Raw genomic sequence first — 24,017 nt, forward strand, 5'->3', positions numbered from 1 at the left:
ATTCGTTATTCGTCTTCATCCTCGTCATCATCTTCATCACGACGGCGACGACGGATTAAGTAGATGATCAACAAAATCAAGAGAACCAGTAATAGCATCCCTAACGCCCCTAAAGCGACTAAGAGCCAAATGCTGATACCAGCAGATTCAACAGAATCTTTGTTGACCTTGCTAGCTTCTGCTTGGGTAATCGTAAAGTCACGGTCAAAAACCCATTTACGATCAGTGTTCTTGACGACCATGTGCAGATGATAGCTGCCGGCCTTCATTGGTGTCTTGTCATAAAGCATGGCGTATCTGAAAGTGGTATTAGGCGCCATTTGAACGTTTTCCTTCTTAGCATGTTTAACGACGCTACCGCCATCCCGATTGGTAATAGTGGTATCCATCTTTAAATTAGGAATGATGACCGCAGTGGTATTTCGTAAGTTAGCGATAACCCCGCGGTGATAGTTACCCAGGCCAGCCTCGACCTTACCCAAACTCATTGAAGGATTAGGAACCTGTCCTAACGTGTACTTCATCCCAATGACGTAAGAATACTTGTTGGTCATGTTGCTGGAGCCCTTAACCGTCCCGGTAACCTTAGAATCTTTCCGTTCAAAATACCAGCCGCCTAAGATGACCCCATTAAAATTAGTCTTAGGTACTTTGACATTAGCCGTAACGACTCTGGACTTATGCGCAGGAATCGTGATGGTTTGTTTCCCTTGAATCTTACTAATGTCACTCATCTTGTAGCGCAACGAAGAGTCAAACGTCTTGGCTGGCTTAACGTACTCGATGGCACCACCGGTACTCGTCCATGCTGTATGAATCGCTGCCTTGACCGTCACATCTTCATTAGAGATGTTAAAGACTTTGACCTGCAACTTTTCTGTCTGACCAGACTTCATGCGTAAATCGAAAAACGAATTTTTCTTATTAATTTGGTTCTTAGGAATCTGCGCTGAAACATTGAAGCCAATATCACCAGCCGAGGCAGCATTCGCAATCAATGGGACACCGCCACCAATAATTACACCGACAATCAATAAAACTATGAGTTGAATCTTTTTAATCCCGCGCATCCTACACCCCTACTTACCCTAGTTAAGTTATTTGATAAATTCTGTAATACCTTAATGGTACTACTATGTAAGCGAAAAAGGTGCTCATTTTTTAGATATGAACACCTTTGCCGTCTTTAAATATTAAGCACCTGGTGTGTCGGTTAAAGTCCAGTTCAGGTTGCCCGTGTAAGTTCCGTACTTAACATTGGCCGGAATGTTAGTTAACGTGATGTTTGAAGGATCAAGCTGGAATGCAGTGGTTAACATCCCGCTATCAGCCTTAGCTGAGTAAATGGTGTTTTCAGTACCGTCAGTTGCGGCAGTGGTGTCGGTTGCGGCAATCCCACTCGTTGCGGTGCTAACGTCGGTTCCGGCAACACCATCTGATGCTGAAGCGGAGTTTGTAATCTTAGCTTTACTTGCAGCTAAGCCTAACGTTGCACCCTTTAAAACAACACCGTGTTCGTTAAGCATTTGGTCAGCACTAACGGTGACTGTCCAGCCTTCATTAGTCCCACGACTATCTTGAACTTCAGTAACGAGGTTCGTGTTGTCCGTCTTGACGCCATCCTTATCAGTTTGAACTGAGGCAGCGTTGGTTACTGTTGGGTTGTAAGTTTTGTCTTTCGCTGCAGCATCGGTTGTTTGAATTGCCTCGCCCTTAACATCCCCAAATTGCATCTTAGGAGAAACATATAGGAAGGTTAAGTCACCGCTTGGATCGGTAACACCACCATGATCACCACCTGGTACCTTAGTTCCTGGATTATCTGGATCAGCTGGATCAGTGTTTGTATCTGGCTTGTTAAATGTGATTGAGTTTGACGTTGTTCCATGAAGTCCATCCGCATTGGCAACTACTGGCGCAACGGAACCTAATAACAATGCTCCGGCTAATAATAAACTACTTACTGTTTTGTTCATGATTCATGCACCCCTCTTGTATGATTTTACGTAACAGCTAAATTTTTCACGATAGTCTTTGCTGTGGCCCTTAACTAATTGTCACTCCCATAGTAGTGATGAATTAGTCGTTCGCCGCAACGGTAAATGTTAAGGCCCTCAATGTCCGTAACACTTACTTAACTATGTAACAACATCATTATATGGCTAAGATGTTAACTTGTAAACCTTTTTTGATCAAAAAATAAAAGTTTTTTTAAAATAATCTTAAAACAGTTAAAACTACTGTCATAGCAACGCTTATAGCGAATTTGTGTGCGTTTTGCGCCTAATTAAAAGCCGGATAACGTGCCCCAGAAGCCTGTTTTCGTCTAAAAAACGAGTTTAATAGTTATATATACTGCAATCCCCGGTATAACAGTATCTGTAACGGTTTCAAACCGGATACAATCGTTCACAGTGTATCACATATAGCTAACACCCTATAAACGACTTATTTGAGTTTTCGTCAATTTTTAGGCTGATTTTCTATCACACGATAAATTTTCAAGATGAAGCGAATCGTTCAAACCCCTTACGGCTCTAACGTTTATCTCACACTTTGTTAGTTCTGTTCCCTAACACACGTTTGCCACACTCCTAAAATTCCGGTAATCTCACACTCGTTAAAAAAACGAGCGAATTTTTCATTGCCCACAACTTATTAGTGGTGTTTTTTAACCCTTTCTGCTCAAAATTTAACTATTTTCTTGATAATAATCAATTATTCCCCGCTATTTCTGCTGTAAACTAGGCTTATCAGTTTAAGACTGATATCGCTTTTCGACTCACACGACTTGGCCATCGCTGTTGCCAATGTCAAGACACTCAGTCAGTTGTCGTCATTCATTTCAATCTCAAGAGCAACTTTATAGGAGGAAACTTTATGCCATTAATGCGCGTAGATATGTACCGTGGCCGCAGCAAAGCCGAAATCAAGAACATCTTGGATATCGCCTACCAGGTCGCCACCGAGGAACTTCACCTGTTACCACGCGACCGCTATCAAATCGTGACCCAACACGATCCAGAAGAAATGATCATTCTCGACGTTGGTCTAGGTCTTGATCGGACCAAGGACGTCATGGTCTTTAGCCTCACCTCCAGTCCCCGCGAGGAAGCCGACAAAAAACGCTTTTATGCGCGACTAGTCAAAGAACTGGAAGCTCACGCTGGTGTGGCCCCGGCAGATGTCATGGTCAATATCACCACGAACACCAAGGCTGATTGGAGCTTCGGAAATGGTGAGGCCCAGTTTATGAACGGTAAGCTAAAATAAATATCAAAAATGGCTAGCCCAAAATACGGACTAGCCATTTCTTTTACATTTTAAAATCTAATCACATCATCCAAAACCAAGGCAATAGCAGGAAGCGCCACAGTGTCTCACTCAAACTGTCTTCATGGCTGGTATCTCTAGCTGTAATTGCTGAATCAAGAATAACCAGTAGCATACCGTTCAGGAAGAATACCAGTCCTGCAAGTGCCGTTGTCCAATCAGTCACAAATATTTTGTAGATTAGCCAGCCTAACGCCACTACATAAAGGAGTCGTGACCATCCCCGTGCTAGTCTTAACCACTTCAAAATAAACTGTCCTTTCCTATTCGCAAAACTTTTTTACGGGACAAACCTACTATATAAGTTAGCCAACAAGTCACGCATTCATGATTTGTCTTCTATTCATTCAACAGCTGCTCCACCAACCGCCGCGTCGCCGCCGTCCGTTTCTTCTGCTGGTCGCGCACGGTTAAATAGTAGTGGGCTAATGCCGACAGCGTCACGTCCTCATCGGCTTGCGGTAGCGCGTATAGCCGATGGAATTGTGCCGTGACCTGCTCAAACTCTGCCTTGGACGCCACCAACTGGCGTAATTGCTTAGGCGTCACGTGATTCTTCCGGGCTGGCACCCAGCCCGACTGCGGTTGCCGGTCGAGTCGTTGTTGAAACGCTCGCATCAATGCCGCCGGCCACTTCGGTAACGCCTGTCCCTGCGCCAAACGGGCCTTCACCGTCAACAGGTCCGCGTACACGCTCACCGGGACTTGGCGCCCCTCCCAGCTCTTTCGGAGCGGCACTAAGCTCACTTGCCGTTGTTCCGGGGTCAGGTCAAATCCGATTGCCACATTAAACACGTCGTCGTTCCAGTCGCGTTGCCGTTGGGCCGCCAGATGGCGACTTAGCCGGTCCAAGTCCGCGACCAGATACCGAGGCACGATTTGGAGGCGGGCAGCTTTGATCTCACCGCGTTGGGCGAACTCCGTGGCCATCACGCCAAGCTGATACGAGTTTACTAGTTTCTGGAGGCTGCGGGGCATGGTCAATTTTGCCAATTGGTCCTTGAACGCCGCCAGCGGTAAATGTTGCACGATCAGTGTCGCCACCGCCGTCAAATAGGCTTGATAGTCCGCAGACGCCCGCAACTGCTTTTCCGCTGCCGTTTGAGCCGCATCCGCCGCGGCCCAGGCGGCTTGTTCGTCGTGTTCGGCTACCTGTTGGGCCTGGCGTTGACGTTGTTGCTGCTGCTCCGCTAATGCCGCCGTGGCTGCGCGGTCAGCGGCCTGCAAGTCCGTGTACTCCGTTAGATAGGGAGAGAGTTGTTTGCCCGGCACCGCTGTCGACCGGTGTTTCAAGTAACCGGTCACCGTGCTACGCGTTCCCTTTTGGACCCACCGATGGCGCTGCTGATGTTGCTTGGGCAGATTCGGTAAGGCCTCCTGGTCCCACATGATCTCTGGCACCTGCGGGTAATGGGCGGTCAAATCATCATACTGGGCCACCGCATGGATGTTGTCCTCCGTGGTAATGGTCATCAGGTACTGCATTTCATCGCTCATAAACTTCTTGACGCACTCCGAGCCGACCACGATTTTATGGCCGTCCTGGCGCAACACCACGTGGTATTCGTAGCGCACCGGCTTGTGGCACAGCGCGCAATGCCGCCAATCCGTCCGCTGGTTACTGGGATTGATAATGTACGGCGAATCCGCCAGCAATTTCCACGCCTCGCTCCCCTGCACCAGCCAGTCCACCCGCTGGTCCAGCAGCGCCTGTCTGGCCGAGCGCGACAAAAAGTCACTGGTATCCTTGATGGTGGGATGGTCGCGTAACAGTGGCATTAGGCGCGTCAAATCGGGTAGTTTGAGCGCCCGTTGGCTGAGTTGCAGGAACCGATTTTCGGCGGGCGTCAGAATTGTGGTCGGCATGGAAAACATCCTTTCTGGGAAAAATTCAGTGATTTTAGTGTACCATAATTCGCGTTGAAAGCGAACGTGTGTTTTGTATTTTAGACTTGATTTTTATATGCCAGTTGCCATTTACATCATCAAGCCTAACAGCCGATTACCATCCCCAATAAATCCGGTCAAATTGTTATTGACAGCGTTTTCACAAAAGCGGTACGATTGGGCCCTATTGAAATTAGAGATCAGGTGATCGGCATGAACATCGTTATTGGCCTATTGCCCGCGCTATTTTGGGGAATCCTTCCCATTTGGATGCAGGGCAAGACCGGTGGTAACTGGACGGAACAGTTGCTTGGAACCAGTATTGGCGGCGTCATTAGCGCCATTATTTTACAGCTTATTTTTCACTACGACTACAGTCTCACGGACTTTTGGCTGTACTTCGCATCCGGCATCTGTTGGAGTATCGGGCAAGGCGGTCTCTACTGGGGCTACGGCGCCCTGGGGGTCAATAACGCGGTCCCATTTTCCACGGCGCTGCAGATCATTGGTAACTCCCTGATTGGCGGCTGGGTCTTCGGCGAATGGGTCGGCTGGCACGACAGCGTGTTGGGCGTGATTGCCCTCCTGATTATCCTGACCGGCGTCATGGTCAGCAACGGCATGATTCACGTCTCGCGCAAGGACCTCGGCGCCTACGTGCTGTTAGTCGTGACCTGTCTCGGCTATTGGGGTTACTCCGGCTTTCCCCACTACGCAACGGCTAAGGGACTGAACGGCTTTCTCCCGCAAACGCTGGGCATGATGGTCGGCGCGCTAATCATCTACGTTGTCGGTCGCAAACGGTTGCCGGGTCAAGATCCGTGGGGCCTGCGCAACATCACCTCCGGCTTCATTTTCGCCGTGGCCGCAGGGACCTACCTGATGTCACTGAGCCTAAATGGCCTAGTCAACGGGTTCGTGCTGAGCCAACTGAACGTGGTGGTCGCCACGCTGCTTGGCGTGATTGTCCTAAAGGAAGCCAACGTGAAAAAGTTGATTCCTAAGGCGATTGGGCTGGCCATCTTGATTGGTGGGGCTGTGATGATGGTGACTATCTAATGGGAAAATAAAGCCCCTTGTAAACGCGACCTCGCTGCTTTCAAGTATCTATAGTTGCTTTGACTGTTAAACAACGTAGAATACTACTCGGAGGCGACAACCATTATGAAAAGTGACGACCTGGAACGCATTACAATTGCTATTCGACCGGACATTAGGGCTCGCGCGCAAGAGAAACTAGAATATGATGGGTTTACCCTTTCCGAATACCTACAACTCGTTTTAAACTCTGTAGCCAATAACGGTTTACCTGAAGACTTTCTAGAACCTAATTCCGAAGTGACAGCCTCCATCTTAGAAATGGTTGATCATCTGGCTAATAACAAACCACTACCCGGTGGGAGCACCGGCGATGAATTTGAGCGTTCTTTGAACGAGTGAGTCATGTTCTGAATGCACCGACCCATTAAAAATCACCAGTGAAGCCGACTTACCGACTTTACTGGTGATTTTTTTGATGTCATCTTCAGATTGTGTATCACTGCCAGTTGAATGGTCGTAAATGTCTTTCAACAGTTATTGTGGCAAAAGACAATCAGAGCCGGAGCCAGCCAGGGATGAAGCCAGCTGTGACGACAATGTAAGTTGGGGTACTTCCCGACTTACATTGTGGGACGACCTGAGAGACGCATGAACTTTGCGGCTTTCAGGCGAGTCGGAAGCCCGCCCCACAGGCTGGAGACGTTCCCCATAGCAGGCGGAATCACTGGCTGCCGCAGTGCGACTAATTCACACTCTAATTCTCGTTAATCCACTGTTTCAACGCCACCCCGGTTCGCGAATCGGCGACGGTGATAGCTTCCCGTGGTGTGCCACTGTACTGAATCTGACCACCATAACGCCCGGCGTCCGGGCCCACGTCGATCAGCCAATCCGCCTGACTGATGACCGCCAGATTGTGCTCGATAATGATCAGCGAGTTGCCCGCCGCGACCAAGTCGTTGAACAGCGTCATCAACCGCGCCGTATCCTTTAAATGCAGGCCCGCCGTCGGTTCGTCCAGCAGGTAAATCGTCCCCTGCTTGCCCAGTTCGACCGCTAATTTCAGCCGTTGGAGCTCGCCACCCGACAGCGTCGTCAATGGTTGGGCCAGCGTCAAATAGCCCAAGCCAACGCGGTCCAGATTGGCCAATTTCGCCGCTAATTTGGGCGTGTCTTGGAAGAAATCCGCAGCCGCCTTGACCGACAGTTGGAGGACCTCCGCAATATTTTTGCCCCGATACGCGTACTGGAGCGCCTCCTCACTGTACCGTTTGCCCTGACACAGCTCGCAGGTCTGAACGACGGGGTCCATGAACGCCATGTTGGTAATCGTGACGCCCTTGCCCTTGCACCGCGGACAGGCGCCCTTGCCGTTGTAGCTGAACCAACTGGTCCCCACGCGGCCGTTCGCCTGGCTAAATAGCTTCCGGATATCGTCCAAAATCCCCAGATAGGTGGCCGGCGTCGAGCGAATGTTGATGCCCACCGGCGTCTGTGCCAAGTCGATGTAGTCCTCGTGGAGCTGTGACTTCAACGCCGTTACCAGCGATGACTTCCCTGACCCAGCGACCCCGGAGATCACGGTCATCACGCCTAAGGGCACGTCAACACTCACATCTTTCAAATTGTTCTGGGTCACGTGCCGCAGTGCCAGTTGGCCGTTGGGCTGGCGTTCGCTACCCCAATGATGGGCCTTGCGCAACCATGTCCCGGTCAACGTCTCCGACGCCAACAACTCCGGCACCGTTCCCGTAAACGTGACGGTTCCGCCGCCCTGACCGGCCTGGGGACCCATTTCGACTACGTAATCGGCAAAGGTGATCATCGCCGGATTATGTTCGACCACTAAAATGGTATTGCCCTTTTCCTTTAACTTGGTCAACGCTTGTTTGATCAATTGGATGTCATGTGGATGCAAGCCCACGCTGGGTTCATCCAGGATGTAGACCATATCGACCAGCGCACTTGTCAGGTATTTGGCAATCTTGATGCGTTGGGCCTCGCCACCGGACAACGAGCTGGTCCCCCGGTCGAGCGTCAGATAACCCAGACCAATGTCGACCAACGACTGAATCTTGGTGCTGAGTTCCCGAACCACGTCGGTCGCCAGCGGCTCGGTGATGCCCTGTAAAAATGTCAGCACGTGGCGCAGGTCCATGGCGCTGACCTCGGCAATGTTATGGCCGTTGATATGATTGGTCAGAACTTCCGGCTTCAACCGCGTTCCGTGACAAACGGGGCACGGCTTGCGGGTCACAATTTCAGCGATGGCCTCGCGGTGGTGTTCCGCTTCCTTTTTACCGATCACCGACCGCCGAATCCGCGGCACGACGCCTTCGTACAGCGCCGTGCGCGGGAACCCTTTGCCCGGATGCTTCAGATTCTGTTGCGGCGCGTGCATCAGGAGGTCGTACTCCTCGGCCGTGTAATCCTTGATGGGCTTGTCATCGTCGAACAGCCCACTCGTCGCGTACCGCCGCCAGCGCCAGGTGTTCGGCCCGAAGCTGACAAAGGTGATGGCGCCCTGATTCAGCGACTTCTCGGGGTCAATCAGCTTAGCCTCGTCGATGTCGTCCACGTACCCCAAGCCCTGACAGGCCGGGCACATCCCCTGCGGCAGGTTAAACGAAAAGCTGTCGGAGTACCCGATGAACGGCTTGCCAATTCGCGAGAACAACAGGTGCAACAGAGAATAAATGCCAGTGTACGTTGCCAGCGTGGACCGCGCGTTCTTGCCCAGCCGTTGTTGCTCAATGACAATGGCGACTGGCAAGTGTTCGATGTCCTGGACGTGCGGTTGCCCGAATTTAGGCAGATATTGCTGGGTAAAACTAGGAAACGTTTCGTTTAGTTCTCGCCGCGAAGCCGCCGCAATCGTATCAAAGACCAGCGATGACTTTCCCGACCCCGACAGGCCGACAAACACCGTCGTCTGGTACTTGGGTACCCGCAAATTTACGTGCTGCAGGTTGTTTTGGGTGGCATCCTTGATGTCGATGTATCCCGATTTAAAAGTTGGTTGCATCCCGTTGCTCCTCTCTTCATCTCATCTCAACTGCTACGTTTCCCACCATACCATATTCTAAAATTTTCCGCTTAATGTGGGGCTAGAAATTCCGTCTTCGGCTGGCAGAAACTCCACCCTGTGGGGCAGGCCTGGGGCCTGAGGAGCGGTCCCCAGGGCGACTTGCAGCCTCAAAAATCGAGTCTTCAAGCTCGGCCCCTCCTCTAAGGCTGAGAAGGCCACTCAGTCTAAGAGAACCGACACGGGGTTCCGTTCCCGCCAGCCTTCGACTACATTGTGCTTAGACCATAGATTGACGTAATGGCTACTTTAGTGAGCGAAAAACCAGAGCTAGCATTCTGAACTGAATAGAGAGGGGATAACTTCTAGCCACCTTCTAATCGAACCATTTGAAGCACCAATTCTAATCACATCAGCAGCAGAGGCTCAGCAAGTATATCGTATAAAACCCGCGTCATCATTCACCACTTTCTGGCGGTATAACCTCAACCAAAGCCGGAGGAGGCCAGGGACGGAGCCAGCCGTGGTAATGGCGTTGGCTGGCGTCTTTTGCTAGCCTAGGCCATGGGCGAATTTTAAGACACGCGCTTTTCGTGGCTTCAAATCGAGCGAGAAGACTGGTGGGTTTCCAGCCTGAAGCGTCCCCACAGCAGGCGTAGTCTCTGGCAGCCGCAGTGCGAACAGCCCCAGCCAATCCCAATTCTGTGCATCACGCTACAAGCTAATTTTTACCTAAACTGTCGCGAGAGGCATATACTTTATTCTGTGATTAACATTGAAGGAGGAATCAATGATGTCCTTATTTAAATCTAAAAAACGCCAGCCCCTCGACCTGAAGGCGGCCGTCATTGCTGGCGGTGCTGCCGGGGTCATTTCTGGACTGGTCAAGCTGGGCTGGGAAAATGTCCTGCCACCGCGTACCGAGGAACGCGACGCCACGAACCCACCGCAGACCTTGCTCGAACAATTCGGCGTGCCTGCTAAGGTCACTCACGCCACCTACCACTACTCCGGTCACGAATTGCCATGGGTCAGCTACGTGATTCATTTTGGCTTTTCAACCACTTTTGCCGTCCTCTATCAAATCATCGGTGAGAAGCTGCCCGCCGTTAAGAAGGACGCCGGCACCTGGTTTGGCCTCGCCATCTGGGTCGCCTTTCACCTCGGCATCATGCCGCTGATGGGCACCGTACCCGCTCCCGAGAACCAGCCAAAAGAAGAACACATCTCCGAATCCCTCGGTCACGTGGCGTGGATGGTCACCAACGATTTGGTCGGCGCCGAAGTTTACCGCCGCTTAGTCGCTGAGAAAAATAAATAGTAATGTTCAGGGCCAACCCTTCCGTCTCAGCGGTTGGCCCTTTGTATCCCCCCATTTTCTTCCTTAGGAGGCTTGCCCTTTGAATCAACCTTGGCAAACAAAATGGCCGGAACGCATCAGCTACGGTCTCAGTGACGCGGCCGACAACCTGGTCTTTCAGATGATGACCACCTACCTGCTCTTCTTTTACACCGACGTCTACGGCCTGTCCGCCAGTGCTGCCGCCATCCTCTTCATCGTGGCGCGCCTCGCCGACGTGGTCGAAAGCCTCATCATTGGCCTCATGATCGACCGCACGCATTCCAAATGGGGCAAGAGTCGGCCATTCTTTCTCTGGTACGCGCTCCCCTACGTGCTCTTCGCCGTCCTGACCTTCGTCACTCCACCGTTTAGCGGGAGTGGCAAACTCATCTGGGCCTACGTGACCTACCTGGGGCTAGGATTCTTCTACACCGCGGTCAACCTCCCCATCACATCGATCCTGCCGACCATGACGCAAAATACATGGGAACTGACCCTGCTTGGCGTCATTCGCCAATTCGGTGGCAGTTCCGTGCAGATCATCGTGGCCATCTTTACCCTGCCACTGGTCGCCCTCTTTGGCCACGGCAGCCAACAACGCGGTTTCCTATTGACCATCGTGTTATTCGGCCTGATTTCCCTCGCCCTCATCTGGAACACCTTTTTCCACGTCCGCGAGCGGTTTACCGATTCCGAGCAATCCCACCAATCCTGGCGAGCAGTGGGTGCCATGCTACGGAAAAATCAGCCGTGGTTGGTCATTTCCGTGGTCATCCTGTTGTACTGGCTGACGACCGCGATTAAAAATCAGACCACCATTTACTATTTCAAATACATTCAACACAGCGTAGCGCTGGTTCCGTGGGCCAACAGCTTCACCTTTGCCGCGCTGATCGGCGTGTTGCTCATCGTTCACGCGGCCGACCGCTGGGGCAAGAAGCGCACTATGCTTGGTGGCATCGCGCTCGCCGCCATAGGCCAACTGATTCTGACCGTGGGCGTGCTGCTCAACCACCTCGTCGTTTTATTTGCCGGCATCCTGATCAACTCGATCGGCAACGGCCTCATCATCGGCCTCGTCTCCATCATGATTGCCGACACGATTCGCTACGGGATGGCGATGGGGATTCAGGCTGAGGGCATCCTGGCGTCGACCGATGATTTTGGCGTCAACGTTGGGCTGGGACTCGGTGGCCTGGTGACGGCGGGGCTTTTCCATTTCTCGGGCTACGTCGCTAACCACGCGCAAAACGCTGCGACCCAGCACATGATCACGCTCAACTACGCCTGGCTGCCGCTGATCCTGTACCTCGTGATGTTCGCCATCCTCCTGTTGTATAATGAACGTAGACTAATGGCCGCGATTGACCCGTAATGCCAGTCGCCACGCCACCTGAAAGGACCCGTTCACATGGAAGAAAAAGACAAACTGCACACCGTCGACCTCTACCTGCCCGGCGACGACAGCATCGCTATCGAACAGGAAAAATGTTTAGACCAACTCTACGACTTCAACCAGACGCGACCAACGGAAGGGGCTAAACGCCAAGCCATGCTCAAGGAAATGTTCGCCAGCATCGGTCCGGACTGCTACATCGAACCGCCATTTCACAGCAACTTCGGTGGGCATCACGTCCACTTCGGCGCGCACATCTACGCCAACTTCAACCTCACCATGGTCGACGACACCTACATCTACGTCGGCGACCACACCATGTTCGGCCCGAACGTGACCATCGCCACGGCCGGCCACCCCATCCTGCCTGAACTCCGCCAACAGGAATACCAGTACAACGCGCCGGTTCATATCGGCAAAAATTGTTGGCTGGGGGCGGGCGTCATCGTGCTCCCCGGCATCACGATCGGTGACAACGTCGTCATCGGTGCCGGTAGCATCGTCACCAAAGACCTGCCAGACAACGTAGTGGCGGTCGGCAATCCCTGCCACGTCATGCGGCCAGTCAACGACCACGACCGCGAGTTCTACTTCAAGGACCATCGGATCAACCCGGACCTTTTGAAATAGTCTCTGCCAGCGGTCAAAACCAGTATTGTCTCTGCCAGCGCCTTACCGGGCAGTCAAAATAGGCTGGAACGCTGTGAACACGATTTTGAGCTCAGAGTTCAGGTCTCAAAACTCGGTTCTGTCTAACCTGAGCAGACCACTCAGCTAAGACAGTGCCACGGCTGAGCCTATTTTGACTGCCCTCACGGCTGATATTGGTTTTTGATGAACCGTTTGATTCTGACCACTAAATAATATACTGAAAATAATAAGCGCTAGGATTGTCCATCATTAACATGGACAGTTCTGGCGCTTTTCTCGTAACATGATAAGTGATTATGGAAACTGATTGAGTGAGTCCACTACAGTACCCCTGACCGTTGTTGGACAGACTGACTGGACTCGCCCCCCTAACCTCTATGATGACAACCATCCACTCAAAGTCGAAGCCAGCCACACTCTTCATGACGCCGAATGACAAGCAGTCACTAAAATCGACTGAGCGAATCCTCTATATAACTGTTGACCGCCACCCAGCCACTGACCGGTCTCGGCTTTAAACTTCTATGATGGCAATCATCAATCTAAAGCCGGAGGCGGCCAGGGATGGAGCCAGCTGTGTCGACGATGTTTGTCGGGGTTCTTTCCCGACTTACATCGTGGGACGACCTCAGAGACACGCGATTTTCGTGGCTTTGAGGCGAGCCGGAAGCCCGCCCTCTCAGGCTGGAGGCGTTCCCCATAGCAGGCGGAATCCCTGGCAGCCGCAGTGCTGACATTCATCACAAATCCCGTCAGCCATCAAAAAAAAGACGACCAGTCAGTTACACAGGTCGTCGTCTCAAAAATTTCATTTAATTAGCTCCGGCGGCTCCGATTGGAGTTCCGGCGCTTGTCATGCAAGCTATCAAAGCCGACAAAACCAGCCGCAATGGCGCGTTCGTTAGCCTTGTGGAGCACTTCGATAAAGTGTTCCGCTTCGTCCTTGCCGAAGAAGCCTAACCAACGATGGAACCGTTCGTCCGTAGCCTGGGCCAAGTTCCGTTGTACCCGGCTCCCAGCAGCGGTTAAGGTAATATACTTCACCCGCCGGTCATTAGGGTCAACCTTTTGCATCACGTAGTTTTCCTTCAGCAAAACGTTGACCTGCCGTGCAATCGCACTCTTGGAGACGCCCTCTAACTTAGCTAACTCAACTAAGGTCTGGCCGTTCTTGCTCCGCGCAACGTTGTCCATCACCATGTAGGCCTCAAAAGTCAGATTGTACTTCTGAGTGGGAATGGAAACGAAGTCGCCGATGTACTTGAAGATGTGCATGTACAAATCGTCAAATTCTTTTTTCAGTTGGGCTTCCGTTACAGCCTCATTAGTCGTTTCAGTCATTATCAGTCCATTACTCCTTCTAAGGCAGCGGTAGACACTGCCTTTTTCTCTTAAGAATTGCACAGCTACGGAACTTAATTGTAGCTGATAATTATTACCACGTCACCAACCAATGTTTCTAAAGTGGCTAACCCTACTATTATTTCACTATCCAATTAAGTAACCGGGTAAAATGAAATTTTAGGTTTGCAAATGCGAACATCCGTTCTATAATGGAATTAATCTTTTCCGAGGACGTGATGAGACTTATGCAACTTGCTAGCCAACAAATTCGACCCCTACTTCGAGCCGCTTATCAAAATAATCAAATAACTTCACTAATATTTCATGACGTGACGTACACAGGAACCGTTGACTACCTCACCGACTCGACCGTTTACTTAGGCCTCACGGCGGGCAGATCACGGCAGATTCCACTGACCCAAATCACGCAGGTCAACTTACACCAATCGCAACCTTGGTGGCACCTTTACGAACAGAATGCCAAGTAGCTTCTCTTAGTATCACCTCTCCCGCAATAAAAAGAAACCCTTTTCGCGAAATTGTTGCTTTTTTCTTTACAATTAGCAACAAACGTTACGTTTATTGAACCCGTTCGGCTTTTTTCCGTGCATTCTACGCGGAGAAAAGCCCTTTTTTGTTAGTCCTAGTCTACCCCGATTATACCGCACTCCCGGAGCCCTGCTGTACCCCATTTTGAATGAACTGGTAACAATCAAAAAATTATACAGATTGATTGATTGAGGGGATAAGAGTGTAAACGTGCGTGTTGTTTTCATTGATAAACATCTAGTCATGTAATTATCCGCAAACGCTAATGTTATCGGCTATGGTCAGACTAAAATAACTGTCAATAGCATAGCATGTTGACCCTGATTTTCACCAGATAATCTTCGCTCTCACGCTTCACGTCCAAAGTTACCTTACCAACGTCAAAATGACTAGTCATCCTGGCAAACCAAGCTTTCATTTTCCAGTTGTCAGTTGTAACCGCCAGTAAATATGAGAATTTATGGAACCCATTTTCGTTTCGAAAAGATAGTTAGGTCACCTTACTAACCGAAAACTTTTTTTCGTAGAATTAAATTTCAGGTAGCCTACCTACTGTCAATATTGACAGTACGGAAAATCATCTTCCTTATGGCTGACCATAGCAGACCTACTAGTCAAGACGCAAAGATTCTGCTTGAAACCAGCTTGTTAAGCTTCCAAATTCCGCTGAACAGCCGCAGTGCACCCATTTAGCCACGACAAAAAGCCGGCGAGCACCCAACCCGTGCTCGCCGGCTTTACCTATATTTGAGAATTTTACGATTTGACTGGCATGAGGGGGTCACGCCAGCGCACCGGATTTTATGACCATTTCAGCTGGAGGAGTTAGCTGATGTGGACACTGCCATTCTTGGTATGAGCGATGACGTTGGCTTCTGGTTGGTCACCAACTTGGCCGATTTTGTGGTGCTTGTCACCCAGTGTCAGCGTGGCTTCTTCGGGCACCTCGACGCGGCTGTCATCGTTCTTGGCATCGAAGGTGTAGTCGGTCATGATCGGCATCTGCACGGTGATGCTGCTATTACTACTCTTAGCGGTGATGTCGCCGGTCAATTGGCTGACCTGCACGTTGATACTGCCGTTCTTAGACTGGAACACGCCGCTCCCATTCAGGTTCTGGGCCCGCACCGAGCCTTCCGCCGTGTGACCTTCGACGCGACCCGTGACGTTTTCAAATTTCACGGAGCCGTTGCGGCTATTGACGATGGTGTTGCCCACGTAGTCGCTCAATTTGACGCTGCCGTTCGTGGATTCAATGACGCTGGCTCCGGTCGTCTGCTTCAGCTTGACGCTGCCATTACGACTGTAGAGGTTAAATTTGTCCGCGCTACTCTGGTCGATTCTGACCGACCCGTTCGTCGAGTTCATGTTCAAGAGCTGGACGTGGTCGTCAAACGCGCGCATGCTGCCGTTCGTCGCCTTGGCGTCCACAATCAGTGGCGTGTTGAGGTCGCTGACTTCTAAGCTACCATTGCCGGCATGGACGCTCACCTTGCCCTTGAGTTGCGCTGGCAGGAAAATTTCGGCGCGCATGTGGACTGGCCAGAGATGCGGCCGGTCGCCCTGCTTGATGTCGAGCTCACTGCCGCGGCGACTGGAACGCAGGTAGAAGCGGCTGTTGTCGCGGCTCATGTACTCGTTGACCACGATATTATCGCCAGCGGCCGGGCCAATTTTAACGGCGGCGTCGCGGTAGTCGATGTTCAAGAGGTTCAGGTCCGCTGGTGAAAATGACTTGGTGTTGACCAGTCGTAAGGACTCCACGTAAGTCCGGCGGGGCCGTTCGCCATTGATACGGACGTCATCGCCATTTACATCGACAATACCATTCGCAACGGTGACGTGGTCCCCATCGACCTTGACCAGGCCGCCAAGGTCAACCTTGTCGTTGTCACCATCAACGATGACGTGGTCGCCCCAGCTGATTTTGTCGCCGACGATTTTCAACTTACCGATTTGGACCCGGTCTTCTCCGTTCTCTTCGTCGATGTGAATCGTGGTATCGTGGTCGTCGTCAGCGGTATTATCCGTCTGGTCGTTGGCCTGCTCTCGATTCTCGTCGGCTCCAGTCTCAGCATCGGCATCTGCCGCCTGCTGATCACCATTTTCTGCCGCCACGTCTTTAAGCAACGTGTCGATGTCGCCCAATTGGTCCATAGCCTCGTCCAATGCGGCATCCGCAGCCATTCCCTGATTCATTTTTTCCGTCACGGCCTCGGTCAGGTCGCCCACCAATTCTTCCTTGAGTTCCGTCAATGCCCGTGATGGTTGGTATTGGCTGAACAGCTGATCAAGACGCGTACGCACTTCCATCGTAATATTATCCATGTCTAATCCTCCTCGGTCGTAATCTTTCCGGTGATCAAATCGTCAATAATTGGCTTAGCAAATTGCCAGGCCGCCGTATTCTCCGCGAGTAGGTCGCGACCCGCATCAGTCACGTGATAGTACTTACGCCGCGACCCCTGCGTCTCATCGCCCCAGTAGTCGGTCAACGCACCGTTCTTTTCCAGTCGGCGAAAGACCGTGTACAGCGTGGCTTCGTTCAACTCATAGTGCCCCGCGCTGAGTTCCTTCACCCGCTTGGCCACTTGGTACCCGTAGCTATCCCCCTGTTGCAGGATATTCAAGATGATGGTATCCGTATGGCCCCGGATTAAATCTTTGGAAATAATCTCAGCCATGCTGCCACTTCCTTTCCTTTTCGATGAATTTAATGTATCACATACTACTGTGTGTGTCAAAGTAATTTGTTCAGAATAGTATTTTAGAGATTCAAGTGCTTAAAGAGACCGAAATTGTCCGCCTGCGGCTGCCAGGATTACGCCTGCCATGGGGAACGCCTCCAGCCTATGAAGCGGGCTTCCGGCTCGCCTGAAAGCCGCGAAGACCGCGCGTCTCCCAGGGCGTCCCACGATGTAAGCCGGGAAGATCCCCCGTCTAACATCGTCGTCACGGCTGGCTCCATCCTGGCTGCCTCCGGCTTTACATGGTTTGTTAACCTGACATGCTTTGGGGCTGGAACTGTTGGTGAAACCGTCTGGCAACATTCTGTGGGTAGTTGATGGCAACACGGTCTGGATGGAATTACTGTGCCAAGATGCCTGTCCGACCTTATAGTTATTCTGTGTACAGGCTGTGATACCAGTCATAATATTGTGAAACATCTTGCCGACTGCTTACCAGTTCACCTTGCAAAGCAACCATCATGAATGACGGTATGCGCTACAACTAAATTATTCTTTGATGGAACAACATCGCGTTTCGCCATGTATAAACGACCAAAGTATTTCACGTACAACATATCTGACCAACAATCCATTGAAACAGACGGACGATTTTATGGTCCAAGCTTCGGTAATTGACGACATCAATTCAAGCCGGAGGCGGCCAGGGATGTAGCCAGCCGTGAAAATGGTGTTAACTGGCGGTTCATCAGCCTGTTTACAGCATGGGCGACTTTGAAGACACGTGGTTTTTACGTGGCTTCAAATCGAGCGAGAAGCCCGCCTCTCAGGCTGAAGCGTCCCCACAGCAGGCGGAATCCCTGGCAGCCGTAGTGCGACCAGTCCCCCACAATCCACAATCTAAACCACGACAAAAAAGACGGTCATCAAAAAACGATGACCGCCGATATAACAAATTTAAATTCAACTGCTGTAACGTTTTACTGCAGGTCGGTAAAGGCGCCTGGGAGAATGCCTTCCACCGTGGTTTCAGTGAACGCACCCTTTTGGTTGGTCAGATAAACCGGAGCGTCGGCGTCGAAGAATTCGGCGATGACCTGGCGACAAATGCCACATGGGGCGATGGGGCCGTCCGTATTTCCAGTCACTAGCAGCGCTGTGAAGTGTTTTTCACCCGCAGCGACCCCTGAGAAGATCGCCGTTCTTTCCGCACAGTTAGTAGCGCCATACGAAGCGTTTTCGATGTTACAGCCACCATAAATTTTGCCGCTAGCACCGACTGCCGCCGCGCCAACGTGGAAATGTGAGTAAGGCGTGTAAGCTTTGTCGAGCATTGCCGTTGCAACTGCCAGTAATTCTTTTTGATCTGCCATGTTGTTTCCTCCTCGTATTACCTGTTGTGAACTGTTCTGCTTCTTTATTGTTACATATTTTCATTGAAAGCGCTACCTTTTGCACAAACTTTCTCGTTATTTTGCTTAAGTTTTCGCTAAACGAGCTAAGAACGAGATGGACTATGCTAAAATAAAATCCATATAATGGCTGCTAGTTTAGGTAGCCGTGCTAACTTTAACTTGGGGGAGTTTAAATCGTCATGAAAATTTTACGCAGTATTTTAAGCTGGGTCGTGCCCATTCTGGTGGCCCTTGTGGTCGTTCTGGTCGTGCGCACCTATTTATTCGAAATCGTTAAGGTCTCCGGTGGCTCCATGGAACCCAACCTGGCCGACAAGGAGCGGATGGTTGTGGTCAAACCGCTCAAATTGAAGCGCCTCAGTGTCATCGTCTTTGACGCTTACGGGGAGGACCCGACCGCCGCGCCGAACACCAACTACGTCAAGCGGGTGATCGGCCTGCCCGGAGACAAGGTCGTCAGCAAGAACGGCTACATCTACGTCAACAACCGTCCCATCAAGCAGTCCTTCATCAGTACCGCCGAACGCACGACGGGGACCGGTGACTGGACGCTGGGTAGCCTCGCCAAGGCTGGCAATTGGAAATACACTGGCAACACGGTCCCCGCAAACCACTACTTCGTGCTAGGTGACCACCGCAGCATTTCCGAGGACGGCCGCGCTTGGGGCTACGTGGACGCCAGCAAGGTCATGGGCGTCGTCAAGGTTCCGTTCTGGCAAGGAACCAAGACCCATCGCGACAACGTGAACGATATGGCGAGCTAATTTAGAGCTTAGAAAACAGGCTGTGATGACGGTAATCATCGCAGGTGGAGTCCCTGGGCACCAGAACGCGGTCACTTTCACACTAATTTTTCCAAACAAAAAGGCAGCCATTCCTGACTGTCTTTTCGTTTGGGGTAAAGGTGCCCACAGCACATCATGATTGGCGTCGCAAGGAAGACGATCCGCACATGGCTCTTTACCCCGAGAAATTCAATTTTTAACTAAACATCCGCTTCGTTGCTTTCATCAAGGTCTTTGGATCCTTGTCGTAACGTGGCGTATCAACTAAGTTATCCATGGAAATGCCGGTAAAGTGGTAAGCCGCAATTTCCCCAGAACGAACCGCACTTTGTTCCGTGAAGATCATCTGGTAAGGTTGTTCCGCAAATTCACCGGTGAAGGCTAAGTTCGTGGAATGGGCTGGAATAACTTCTGGCCGGTCTGACTTTGCCCGGTTATTGAACAGAGCTGAAGCGTATGGCATGTAGACTGGAATGTTGTTGATGATGCTGTCCAAAATTTCTGGTTCCTTGTCCTTAATGTTGTTAGGACCTGGATCGACCTTGGACAGTTGCCCAATCAATTCCTGAGCCATTTCCTTACCAGTCATCTTGATATACTGCTTGTGGACGAACTCACCGGTCCGCCGTGGGTACAGGAAGTAGCCCCAGATAACGGATTCGTTAGGCTTCTGGGTCGTAAAGTGAGGTTGGTGGTGAACCACGATCGACATGGTAATATCCTTTTGACCCAACGGCGTGATTGGCGACGTGGACAAGAAGGAGTTCAACGCGTTCCCAGGAACCTGCGTGGTGATCCGGGTGATTTCATTTAACAACAGATGGTTCTTTGTGGTCAAGGTGAAGCTGACCCATTCGGAATTCTTCCGGTCGTTAAAGAACTTATCCGGCGTCCCCAAATTGTAGAAGCGTTCCGTGGCTTTCTTCCACAGAGCGGCACTGATCCCGTATTCCATGTTTTCTCTGGCTGGCGTGTTGTAGTCACCCATCGTGGCGGAATCGGTGATCGACCCGTTGGTAAAGATTACCGCGGTATCGTCGTCGATGTCCACTAACTCTTCGCTCTCAGTCTCCAAGTTCTTTACGTGCAAGCCAGTAACGGTAATTTCGTCTTGCAGTGGGCTGTCGGCAAACTCCCAATCCGTGACGATGCGGTTGTCGAGGAAGGTGACACCTTGATCCTTTAAGTAGGTGATCAGTGGCAACATCATACTTTCAAACTGGTTGTAACGGGTCCGGTTGACCCCGACTAAATGTTCAATTTGCGTAAATTCATAAATCATTTGGTGCATGTAGCGCCGTAATTCTTGAACGGAGCTTTCAATGCGGAAGGCAAAGGTCGTTTCCCACATGTACCAGAAATTGGTCTGGAACATATGTGGGTCGTCCTTGAAGTATTCGGCAATCGTAATGTTGTCGAGCTTGGTTTCTTCCTCATCAGGCATCAGAACTAACTTGGAGAGTAACACCCGGTCTTTATTGTTGAGGCCCAGCTTACCCCCGTCGATGATGCCCTTGCCGCCTTGCAACAGCCGTGCCTTGTCATAGGTCCGGTGATGCGAGTCGAAATCACGGGTATCTTCGGCCGCCGTCATACCTTCTTCAGTAACAGAAGGAATCCGGTCGAGTAAGTCCATCAAATCAACGTACGTCCGGTAATTCAGCATCCGTCCACCACGGGCAACGTAACCTGTTTGGTTGTCCAATGGATGGTTCTTATTCCAGTATTCGTCGCCGAATTCCTTCGTTTCGCCACCATCATTGGCACCATGCATGTCAGCGCCGTAGAACGTAATTTGTTCTCCGCGCCAGTGGGCTTCTTGAATCAGGTAAACCGCTGCGGCCATATTCCCTAGACCAGCACCGATCATTACTGCTTTTGTTTTAACCATATCAAAAACACCTCCGTAGATTCTTTGTGCCTTTACGCCTCCATTATGCTTGCTTTGTCATACATTGTAAAGCGTTTACTTTTAGACCTTATCAAGTTCTAAGAAACGTTAGGAAACCTTAATCTGGCGGCCATTACAACAGGTCGTGTTCCGTTTACACGTGGTCTGAAATATTATAAACGGTTTACTTCAACTGAGGGGGATTTTAGGTCAAAATCGTTAGATGCAGGTAGTGGAAAAATGGTCGCACTCCGGCTGCCAGGGATTCCGCCTGCTGTGGGGACGCTTCAGACTGGAAGAGCACCAGTCTTCTCGCTCGCTTTGAAGCCACGAAGGCCGCGTGTCTTCAAAGTCGCCCATCGTGGTAGCTGCCAGCTACCACGATTTCCACGGCTGGCTTCATTCATGGCCTCCTCCGGCTCTGGTTGTTCTTTACCATGACTGGTCGTTTAGCCCTCAAAATAGGGCAGACTTTGTACCTACTATCTTCCCAAATCAACGGCTAAAGGAAATTGAGAACCATTTTTTAACCTTCCTGTTTCCCTATGTAGACTAAAAGACAGTCGTATTGTGAGCCACGACTGTCTTTCCGATTGATTTTATTTTGAATATTGCCTAGTGACTAATTAAATCCCCACAGTCCGTCACCTACCCTGTATTACCAAATTTGTAAGTGGTTCAGACCAGGCTTTCTCCATCACTCTGGTATGCTGGTTCTTGTAGACGTTGCGGGAACGGTGGCTGTTTTTTTCTTAAGGGGATGGGTGTTTGACTAAATCCAACCAATGGGATTTTCAGCCTTGGCAGCTTGGTGTGGGGTGGCCGTATCAGTGCTTGCGCTGATATACGCTACCTATAAAGACCAATGCGATCATAAGCAAAAAAATAACCTTCCTCTAACATTCAGCAGTGATTCAGGAAGGCTACTTTAGTTGACTGTCACTGGCTACCGTGTTTGCAACCGAAACCAGAGAAGGTGGCCACAATTCGTTATGCGACGGCCTTTTTTGATTGGCTTCATTGTAGCATGCATGGTAATCAATAGCACGCTAGACGGGTTATAAATGCTTTTATAAGCAGTCCAATTATAAATATCTCACTAACGCTTTGGACCTCCGCAGACTAATTACCGGGCAAGCTTAACTGTCATACGGACCTTGTACTCGTTGCGACAAAGCTCAATCATTGCCGGAGGCGGCCAGAGATGGAGCCAGCTGTGTCGACGATGTTTGTCGGGGTATTTTCCCGGCTTACATCGTGGGACGCCTCAAAGACACGCGTTTTTCGTGGCTTTGAGGTGAGCCGGAAGCCCGCTTCACAGGCTGGAGACGTTCCCCATAGCAGACGGAATCTCTGGCCGCCGCAGTGCCACCTTTTAACACTAGATTCGTCCCAAACAAAAAGCGGGCCACCGAAGTAGCTCGCTCACTCTGGAAGAGTAGTCGTCTCGAACTAATTGCCTAGAATTTGCCGGCAACTAATTTTGATGCCAGAACCCAGCCTTTGTTGGTAACGAAGAGGTATTGGACGTTCTTCTTACCTTGCTTAACCGTGATCTTCTTGGTTGCGTAGTAAGTCTTACCAGCAGCCAAAGTGCCCTTCTTAGTCAACGTCACTTTTGGTTGGTCAGCGGCAAATTTGCCGGTGAAGTAAGCTGGCTTCGTGCCCTTGAAGTGGAACGCGGTCTTCTTGATCTTAACGGACTTTGCTAAAGTAAAGGTCGTGCCTTTAGCGGCAACTTTCTTAGTGGTTGCCTTCTTGGCAGTCGTCTTCTTAGCTACAGCCTTCTTGGTCGTTGCTTTTTTAGCAACCGTCTTTTTAGCAACCGTCTTCTTGGCAGTAGCCTTTTTAGCAGTAGCTTTCTTAGCCGTGGCAGTTACCTTGGTTCCTGCCTTGGCAACGTCAGCGGCCTTGGCAGCGACTTTCTTGCCATCGGCTGCCATGAACTTGCCGGCGGTCAACTTGGATAATTTAACCCAGCCGGAGACCTTGCCGCTCTTAACTAAGACTAACGTTTCGTTCTTAGCCTTGGCCGTCTTGGTTGCCTTGGTTTTAACCACGATCTTCTTAGTTGCGTAGTAAGTCTTTTCGCCAGCTAACGTCCCCTTCTTGGTTAAGCTGACTGTTGGCTTGTCTGCCGCGAACAATGCGCTAAACAGTTCTGGTTTGCCACTCTTGACGTGGTAAGCCGCCTTTTTGACAGCCTTGCTGCTGACCAACGTGTAAGTGGTCTTCTTAGCAGCTGCCTTAGTGGCCGCGAATGCAGTAACTTCGGTATTAGTGGGAGCAATAGCCCCTAAACCCAATGGTAATACCATAGCTGCTGCAGCCGCGATCATTGCAACTTTTTTCATCATAACAATTACCCCCCAGTAGATTGTGTTGCTGAATTCATCTTGAATTCATTGTCATAATACCACGCCGCTTTTTTTTAGCTAGCTAATACCCCCTGGATTGCCCCAATTTTCATAAATAAATTCGCTTGAAGTGTAAATTCAGCCAACTTACGTTAAGGGGCCTTATTAGTGAAGAAACAAAAAAGTCGTGAACCCAACTGTACCAAGGGTTACACGACTTCTGAAACGATTTTGTTAGGTTCTATGATATTTGGTGTTGATGGAGAAATCCATCGACACCATTTTTGCATAAAAAAAGAGGCATATCACCTCTG

The 24,017-nt window shown here is 50.6% G+C and carries 18 protein-coding genes; 8 read left to right on the top strand and 10 right to left on the bottom strand.

Annotated elements, in window-relative coordinates; genetic code table 11:
* Window positions 1-5 precede the first annotated feature (5 nt).
* Both JUF10_RS06790 and JUF10_RS06795 read right to left on the bottom strand, forming a co-directional pair.
* The gene (locus tag JUF10_RS06790) at window positions 6-1,070 is read right to left on the bottom strand and encodes a WxLIP family cell surface protein (protein ID WP_203641468.1); all 1,065 of its coding nucleotides are present in this window, start codon (window positions 1,068-1,070) and stop codon (window positions 6-8) included.
* Window positions 1,071-1,193: 123 nt separating this feature from the next.
* Window positions 1,194-1,976: a WxL domain-containing protein gene (locus JUF10_RS06795; protein ID WP_203641469.1), complete on the bottom strand. Its 783-nt coding sequence runs from the start codon at window positions 1,974-1,976 to the stop codon at window positions 1,194-1,196.
* A 904-nt stretch (window positions 1,977-2,880) separates the two neighbouring features.
* On the opposite strand from JUF10_RS06795, the gene JUF10_RS06800 reads away from it, so the two are divergent.
* Window positions 2,881-3,273, top strand: a complete 393-nt coding sequence (locus JUF10_RS06800) for a tautomerase family protein (protein ID WP_203641470.1) — start codon at window positions 2,881-2,883, stop codon at window positions 3,271-3,273.
* Between the two features lie 399 nt (window positions 3,274-3,672).
* Here JUF10_RS06800 and JUF10_RS06805 read toward each other — a convergent pair whose 3' ends face one another.
* Window positions 3,673-5,199 (bottom strand): hypothetical protein, encoded by a 1,527-nt coding sequence (locus tag JUF10_RS06805; protein WP_203641471.1) that lies wholly within the window; start codon window positions 5,197-5,199, stop codon window positions 3,673-3,675.
* Between the two features lie 234 nt (window positions 5,200-5,433).
* On the opposite strand from JUF10_RS06805, the gene JUF10_RS06810 reads away from it, so the two are divergent.
* Window positions 5,434-6,279 (top strand): GRP family sugar transporter, encoded by an 846-nt coding sequence (locus JUF10_RS06810; RefSeq protein WP_203641472.1) that lies wholly within the window; start codon window positions 5,434-5,436, stop codon window positions 6,277-6,279.
* A gap of 105 nt (window positions 6,280-6,384) precedes the next feature.
* Window positions 6,385-6,660, top strand: coding sequence for a type II toxin-antitoxin system RelB/DinJ family antitoxin (locus JUF10_RS06815; RefSeq protein ID WP_203641473.1), 276 nt, complete (start codon window positions 6,385-6,387; stop codon window positions 6,658-6,660).
* A gap of 355 nt (window positions 6,661-7,015) precedes the next feature.
* On the opposite strand, the gene JUF10_RS06820 is transcribed toward JUF10_RS06815, so the two are convergent.
* Window positions 7,016-9,286 carry an ATP-binding cassette domain-containing protein gene (locus JUF10_RS06820; RefSeq protein WP_203641474.1) on the bottom strand — a complete coding sequence of 757 codons (2,271 nt, stop codon included), beginning with the start codon at window positions 9,284-9,286 and terminating at the stop codon, window positions 7,016-7,018.
* A gap of 793 nt (window positions 9,287-10,079) precedes the next feature.
* Here JUF10_RS06820 and JUF10_RS06825 point away from each other — a divergent pair.
* The 3 genes from JUF10_RS06825 to JUF10_RS06835 all read left to right on the top strand — a co-directional run bounded on the left by JUF10_RS06825 (window position 10,080) and on the right by JUF10_RS06835 (window position 12,654).
* Window positions 10,080-10,607, top strand: coding sequence for a DUF1440 domain-containing protein (locus JUF10_RS06825; RefSeq protein WP_203641475.1), 528 nt, complete (start codon window positions 10,080-10,082; stop codon window positions 10,605-10,607).
* A gap of 79 nt (window positions 10,608-10,686) precedes the next feature.
* Window positions 10,687-12,003, top strand: a complete 1,317-nt coding sequence (locus tag JUF10_RS06830; protein ID WP_203641476.1) for an MFS transporter — start codon at window positions 10,687-10,689, stop codon at window positions 12,001-12,003.
* Between the two features lie 36 nt (window positions 12,004-12,039).
* Entirely contained in the window at window positions 12,040-12,654 is a 615-nt protein-coding gene (locus JUF10_RS06835; RefSeq protein ID WP_203641477.1) for a sugar O-acetyltransferase, read from the top strand.
* A gap of 837 nt (window positions 12,655-13,491) precedes the next feature.
* Here the strand turns inward: JUF10_RS06835 and JUF10_RS06840 are convergent.
* A complete protein-coding gene (locus JUF10_RS06840; RefSeq protein WP_048734407.1) occupies window positions 13,492-14,016 on the bottom strand; it encodes a MarR family winged helix-turn-helix transcriptional regulator in 525 nt (174 codons plus the stop codon).
* Between the two features lie 248 nt (window positions 14,017-14,264).
* On the opposite strand from JUF10_RS06840, the gene JUF10_RS06845 reads away from it, so the two are divergent.
* Window positions 14,265-14,507: a hypothetical protein gene (locus JUF10_RS06845; protein ID WP_203641478.1), complete on the top strand. Its 243-nt coding sequence runs from the start codon at window positions 14,265-14,267 to the stop codon at window positions 14,505-14,507.
* Window positions 14,508-15,393: 886 nt separating this feature from the next.
* Here JUF10_RS06845 and JUF10_RS06850 read toward each other — a convergent pair.
* From JUF10_RS06850 to JUF10_RS06860, 3 genes are all read right to left on the bottom strand, one after another.
* Window positions 15,394-16,896, bottom strand: coding sequence for a DUF4097 family beta strand repeat-containing protein (locus JUF10_RS06850; protein ID WP_203641479.1), 1,503 nt, complete (start codon window positions 16,894-16,896; stop codon window positions 15,394-15,396).
* A 2-nt stretch (window positions 16,897-16,898) separates the two neighbouring features.
* Window positions 16,899-17,252 (bottom strand): PadR family transcriptional regulator, encoded by a 354-nt coding sequence (locus JUF10_RS06855; RefSeq protein ID WP_203641480.1) that lies wholly within the window; start codon window positions 17,250-17,252, stop codon window positions 16,899-16,901.
* 983 nt (window positions 17,253-18,235) lie between these two features.
* Window positions 18,236-18,628 (bottom strand): cytidine deaminase, encoded by a 393-nt coding sequence (locus JUF10_RS06860; RefSeq protein WP_048734396.1) that lies wholly within the window; start codon window positions 18,626-18,628, stop codon window positions 18,236-18,238.
* Window positions 18,629-18,849: 221 nt separating this feature from the next.
* On the opposite strand from JUF10_RS06860, the gene lepB reads away from it, so the two are divergent.
* Window positions 18,850-19,434, top strand: a complete 585-nt coding sequence (lepB, locus tag JUF10_RS06865; RefSeq protein WP_048734394.1) for a signal peptidase I — start codon at window positions 18,850-18,852, stop codon at window positions 19,432-19,434.
* Window positions 19,435-19,651: 217 nt separating this feature from the next.
* Here the strand turns inward: lepB and JUF10_RS06870 are convergent, their stop codons facing one another.
* Both JUF10_RS06870 and JUF10_RS06875 read right to left on the bottom strand, forming a co-directional pair.
* On the bottom strand, window positions 19,652-21,346 hold the full coding sequence (locus JUF10_RS06870) for an oleate hydratase (protein ID WP_203641481.1): 1,695 nt from the start codon (window positions 21,344-21,346) through the stop codon (window positions 19,652-19,654).
* Window positions 21,347-22,806: 1,460 nt separating this feature from the next.
* Window positions 22,807-23,703, bottom strand: a complete 897-nt coding sequence (locus tag JUF10_RS06875) for a hypothetical protein (RefSeq protein WP_236008178.1) — start codon at window positions 23,701-23,703, stop codon at window positions 22,807-22,809.
* Window positions 23,704-24,017: the final 314 nt, after the last annotated feature.

The organism is Levilactobacillus andaensis, assembly GCF_016861695.1.
GTDB classification, from domain to species: Bacteria; Bacillota; Bacilli; order Lactobacillales; family Lactobacillaceae; genus Levilactobacillus; species Levilactobacillus andaensis.

Bases quoted from the DNA above. Each gene is read 5' to 3' on its own strand.
- JUF10_RS06790 (WP_203641468.1), bottom strand. From the start codon at position 1,070: ATGCGCGGGATTAAAAAGATTCAACTCATAGTTTTATTGATTGTCGGT.
- JUF10_RS06795 (WP_203641469.1), bottom strand. From the start codon at position 1,976: ATGAACAAAACAGTAAGTAGTTTATTATTAGCCGGAGCATTGTTATTA.
- JUF10_RS06800 (WP_203641470.1), top strand. From the start codon at position 2,881: ATGCCATTAATGCGCGTAGATATGTACCGTGGCCGCAGCAAAGCCGAA.
- JUF10_RS06805 (WP_203641471.1), bottom strand. From the start codon at position 5,199: ATGCCGACCACAATTCTGACGCCCGCCGAAAATCGGTTCCTGCAACTC.
- JUF10_RS06810 (WP_203641472.1), top strand. From the start codon at position 5,434: ATGAACATCGTTATTGGCCTATTGCCCGCGCTATTTTGGGGAATCCTT.
- JUF10_RS06815 (WP_203641473.1), top strand. From the start codon at position 6,385: ATGAAAAGTGACGACCTGGAACGCATTACAATTGCTATTCGACCGGAC.
- JUF10_RS06820 (WP_203641474.1), bottom strand. From the start codon at position 9,286: ATGCAACCAACTTTTAAATCGGGATACATCGACATCAAGGATGCCACC.
- JUF10_RS06825 (WP_203641475.1), top strand. From the start codon at position 10,080: ATGTCCTTATTTAAATCTAAAAAACGCCAGCCCCTCGACCTGAAGGCG.
- JUF10_RS06835 (WP_203641477.1), top strand. From the start codon at position 12,040: ATGGAAGAAAAAGACAAACTGCACACCGTCGACCTCTACCTGCCCGGC.
- JUF10_RS06840 (WP_048734407.1), bottom strand. From the start codon at position 14,016: ATGACTGAAACGACTAATGAGGCTGTAACGGAAGCCCAACTGAAAAAA.
- JUF10_RS06845 (WP_203641478.1), top strand. From the start codon at position 14,265: ATGCAACTTGCTAGCCAACAAATTCGACCCCTACTTCGAGCCGCTTAT.
- JUF10_RS06850 (WP_203641479.1), bottom strand. From the start codon at position 16,896: ATGGATAATATTACGATGGAAGTGCGTACGCGTCTTGATCAGCTGTTC.
- JUF10_RS06855 (WP_203641480.1), bottom strand. From the start codon at position 17,252: ATGGCTGAGATTATTTCCAAAGATTTAATCCGGGGCCATACGGATACC.
- JUF10_RS06860 (WP_048734396.1), bottom strand. From the start codon at position 18,628: ATGGCAGATCAAAAAGAATTACTGGCAGTTGCAACGGCAATGCTCGAC.
- lepB (WP_048734394.1), top strand. From the start codon at position 18,850: ATGAAAATTTTACGCAGTATTTTAAGCTGGGTCGTGCCCATTCTGGTG.
- JUF10_RS06870 (WP_203641481.1), bottom strand. From the start codon at position 21,346: ATGGTTAAAACAAAAGCAGTAATGATCGGTGCTGGTCTAGGGAATATG.
- JUF10_RS06875 (WP_236008178.1), bottom strand. From the start codon at position 23,703: ATGATGAAAAAAGTTGCAATGATCGCGGCTGCAGCAGCTATGGTATTA.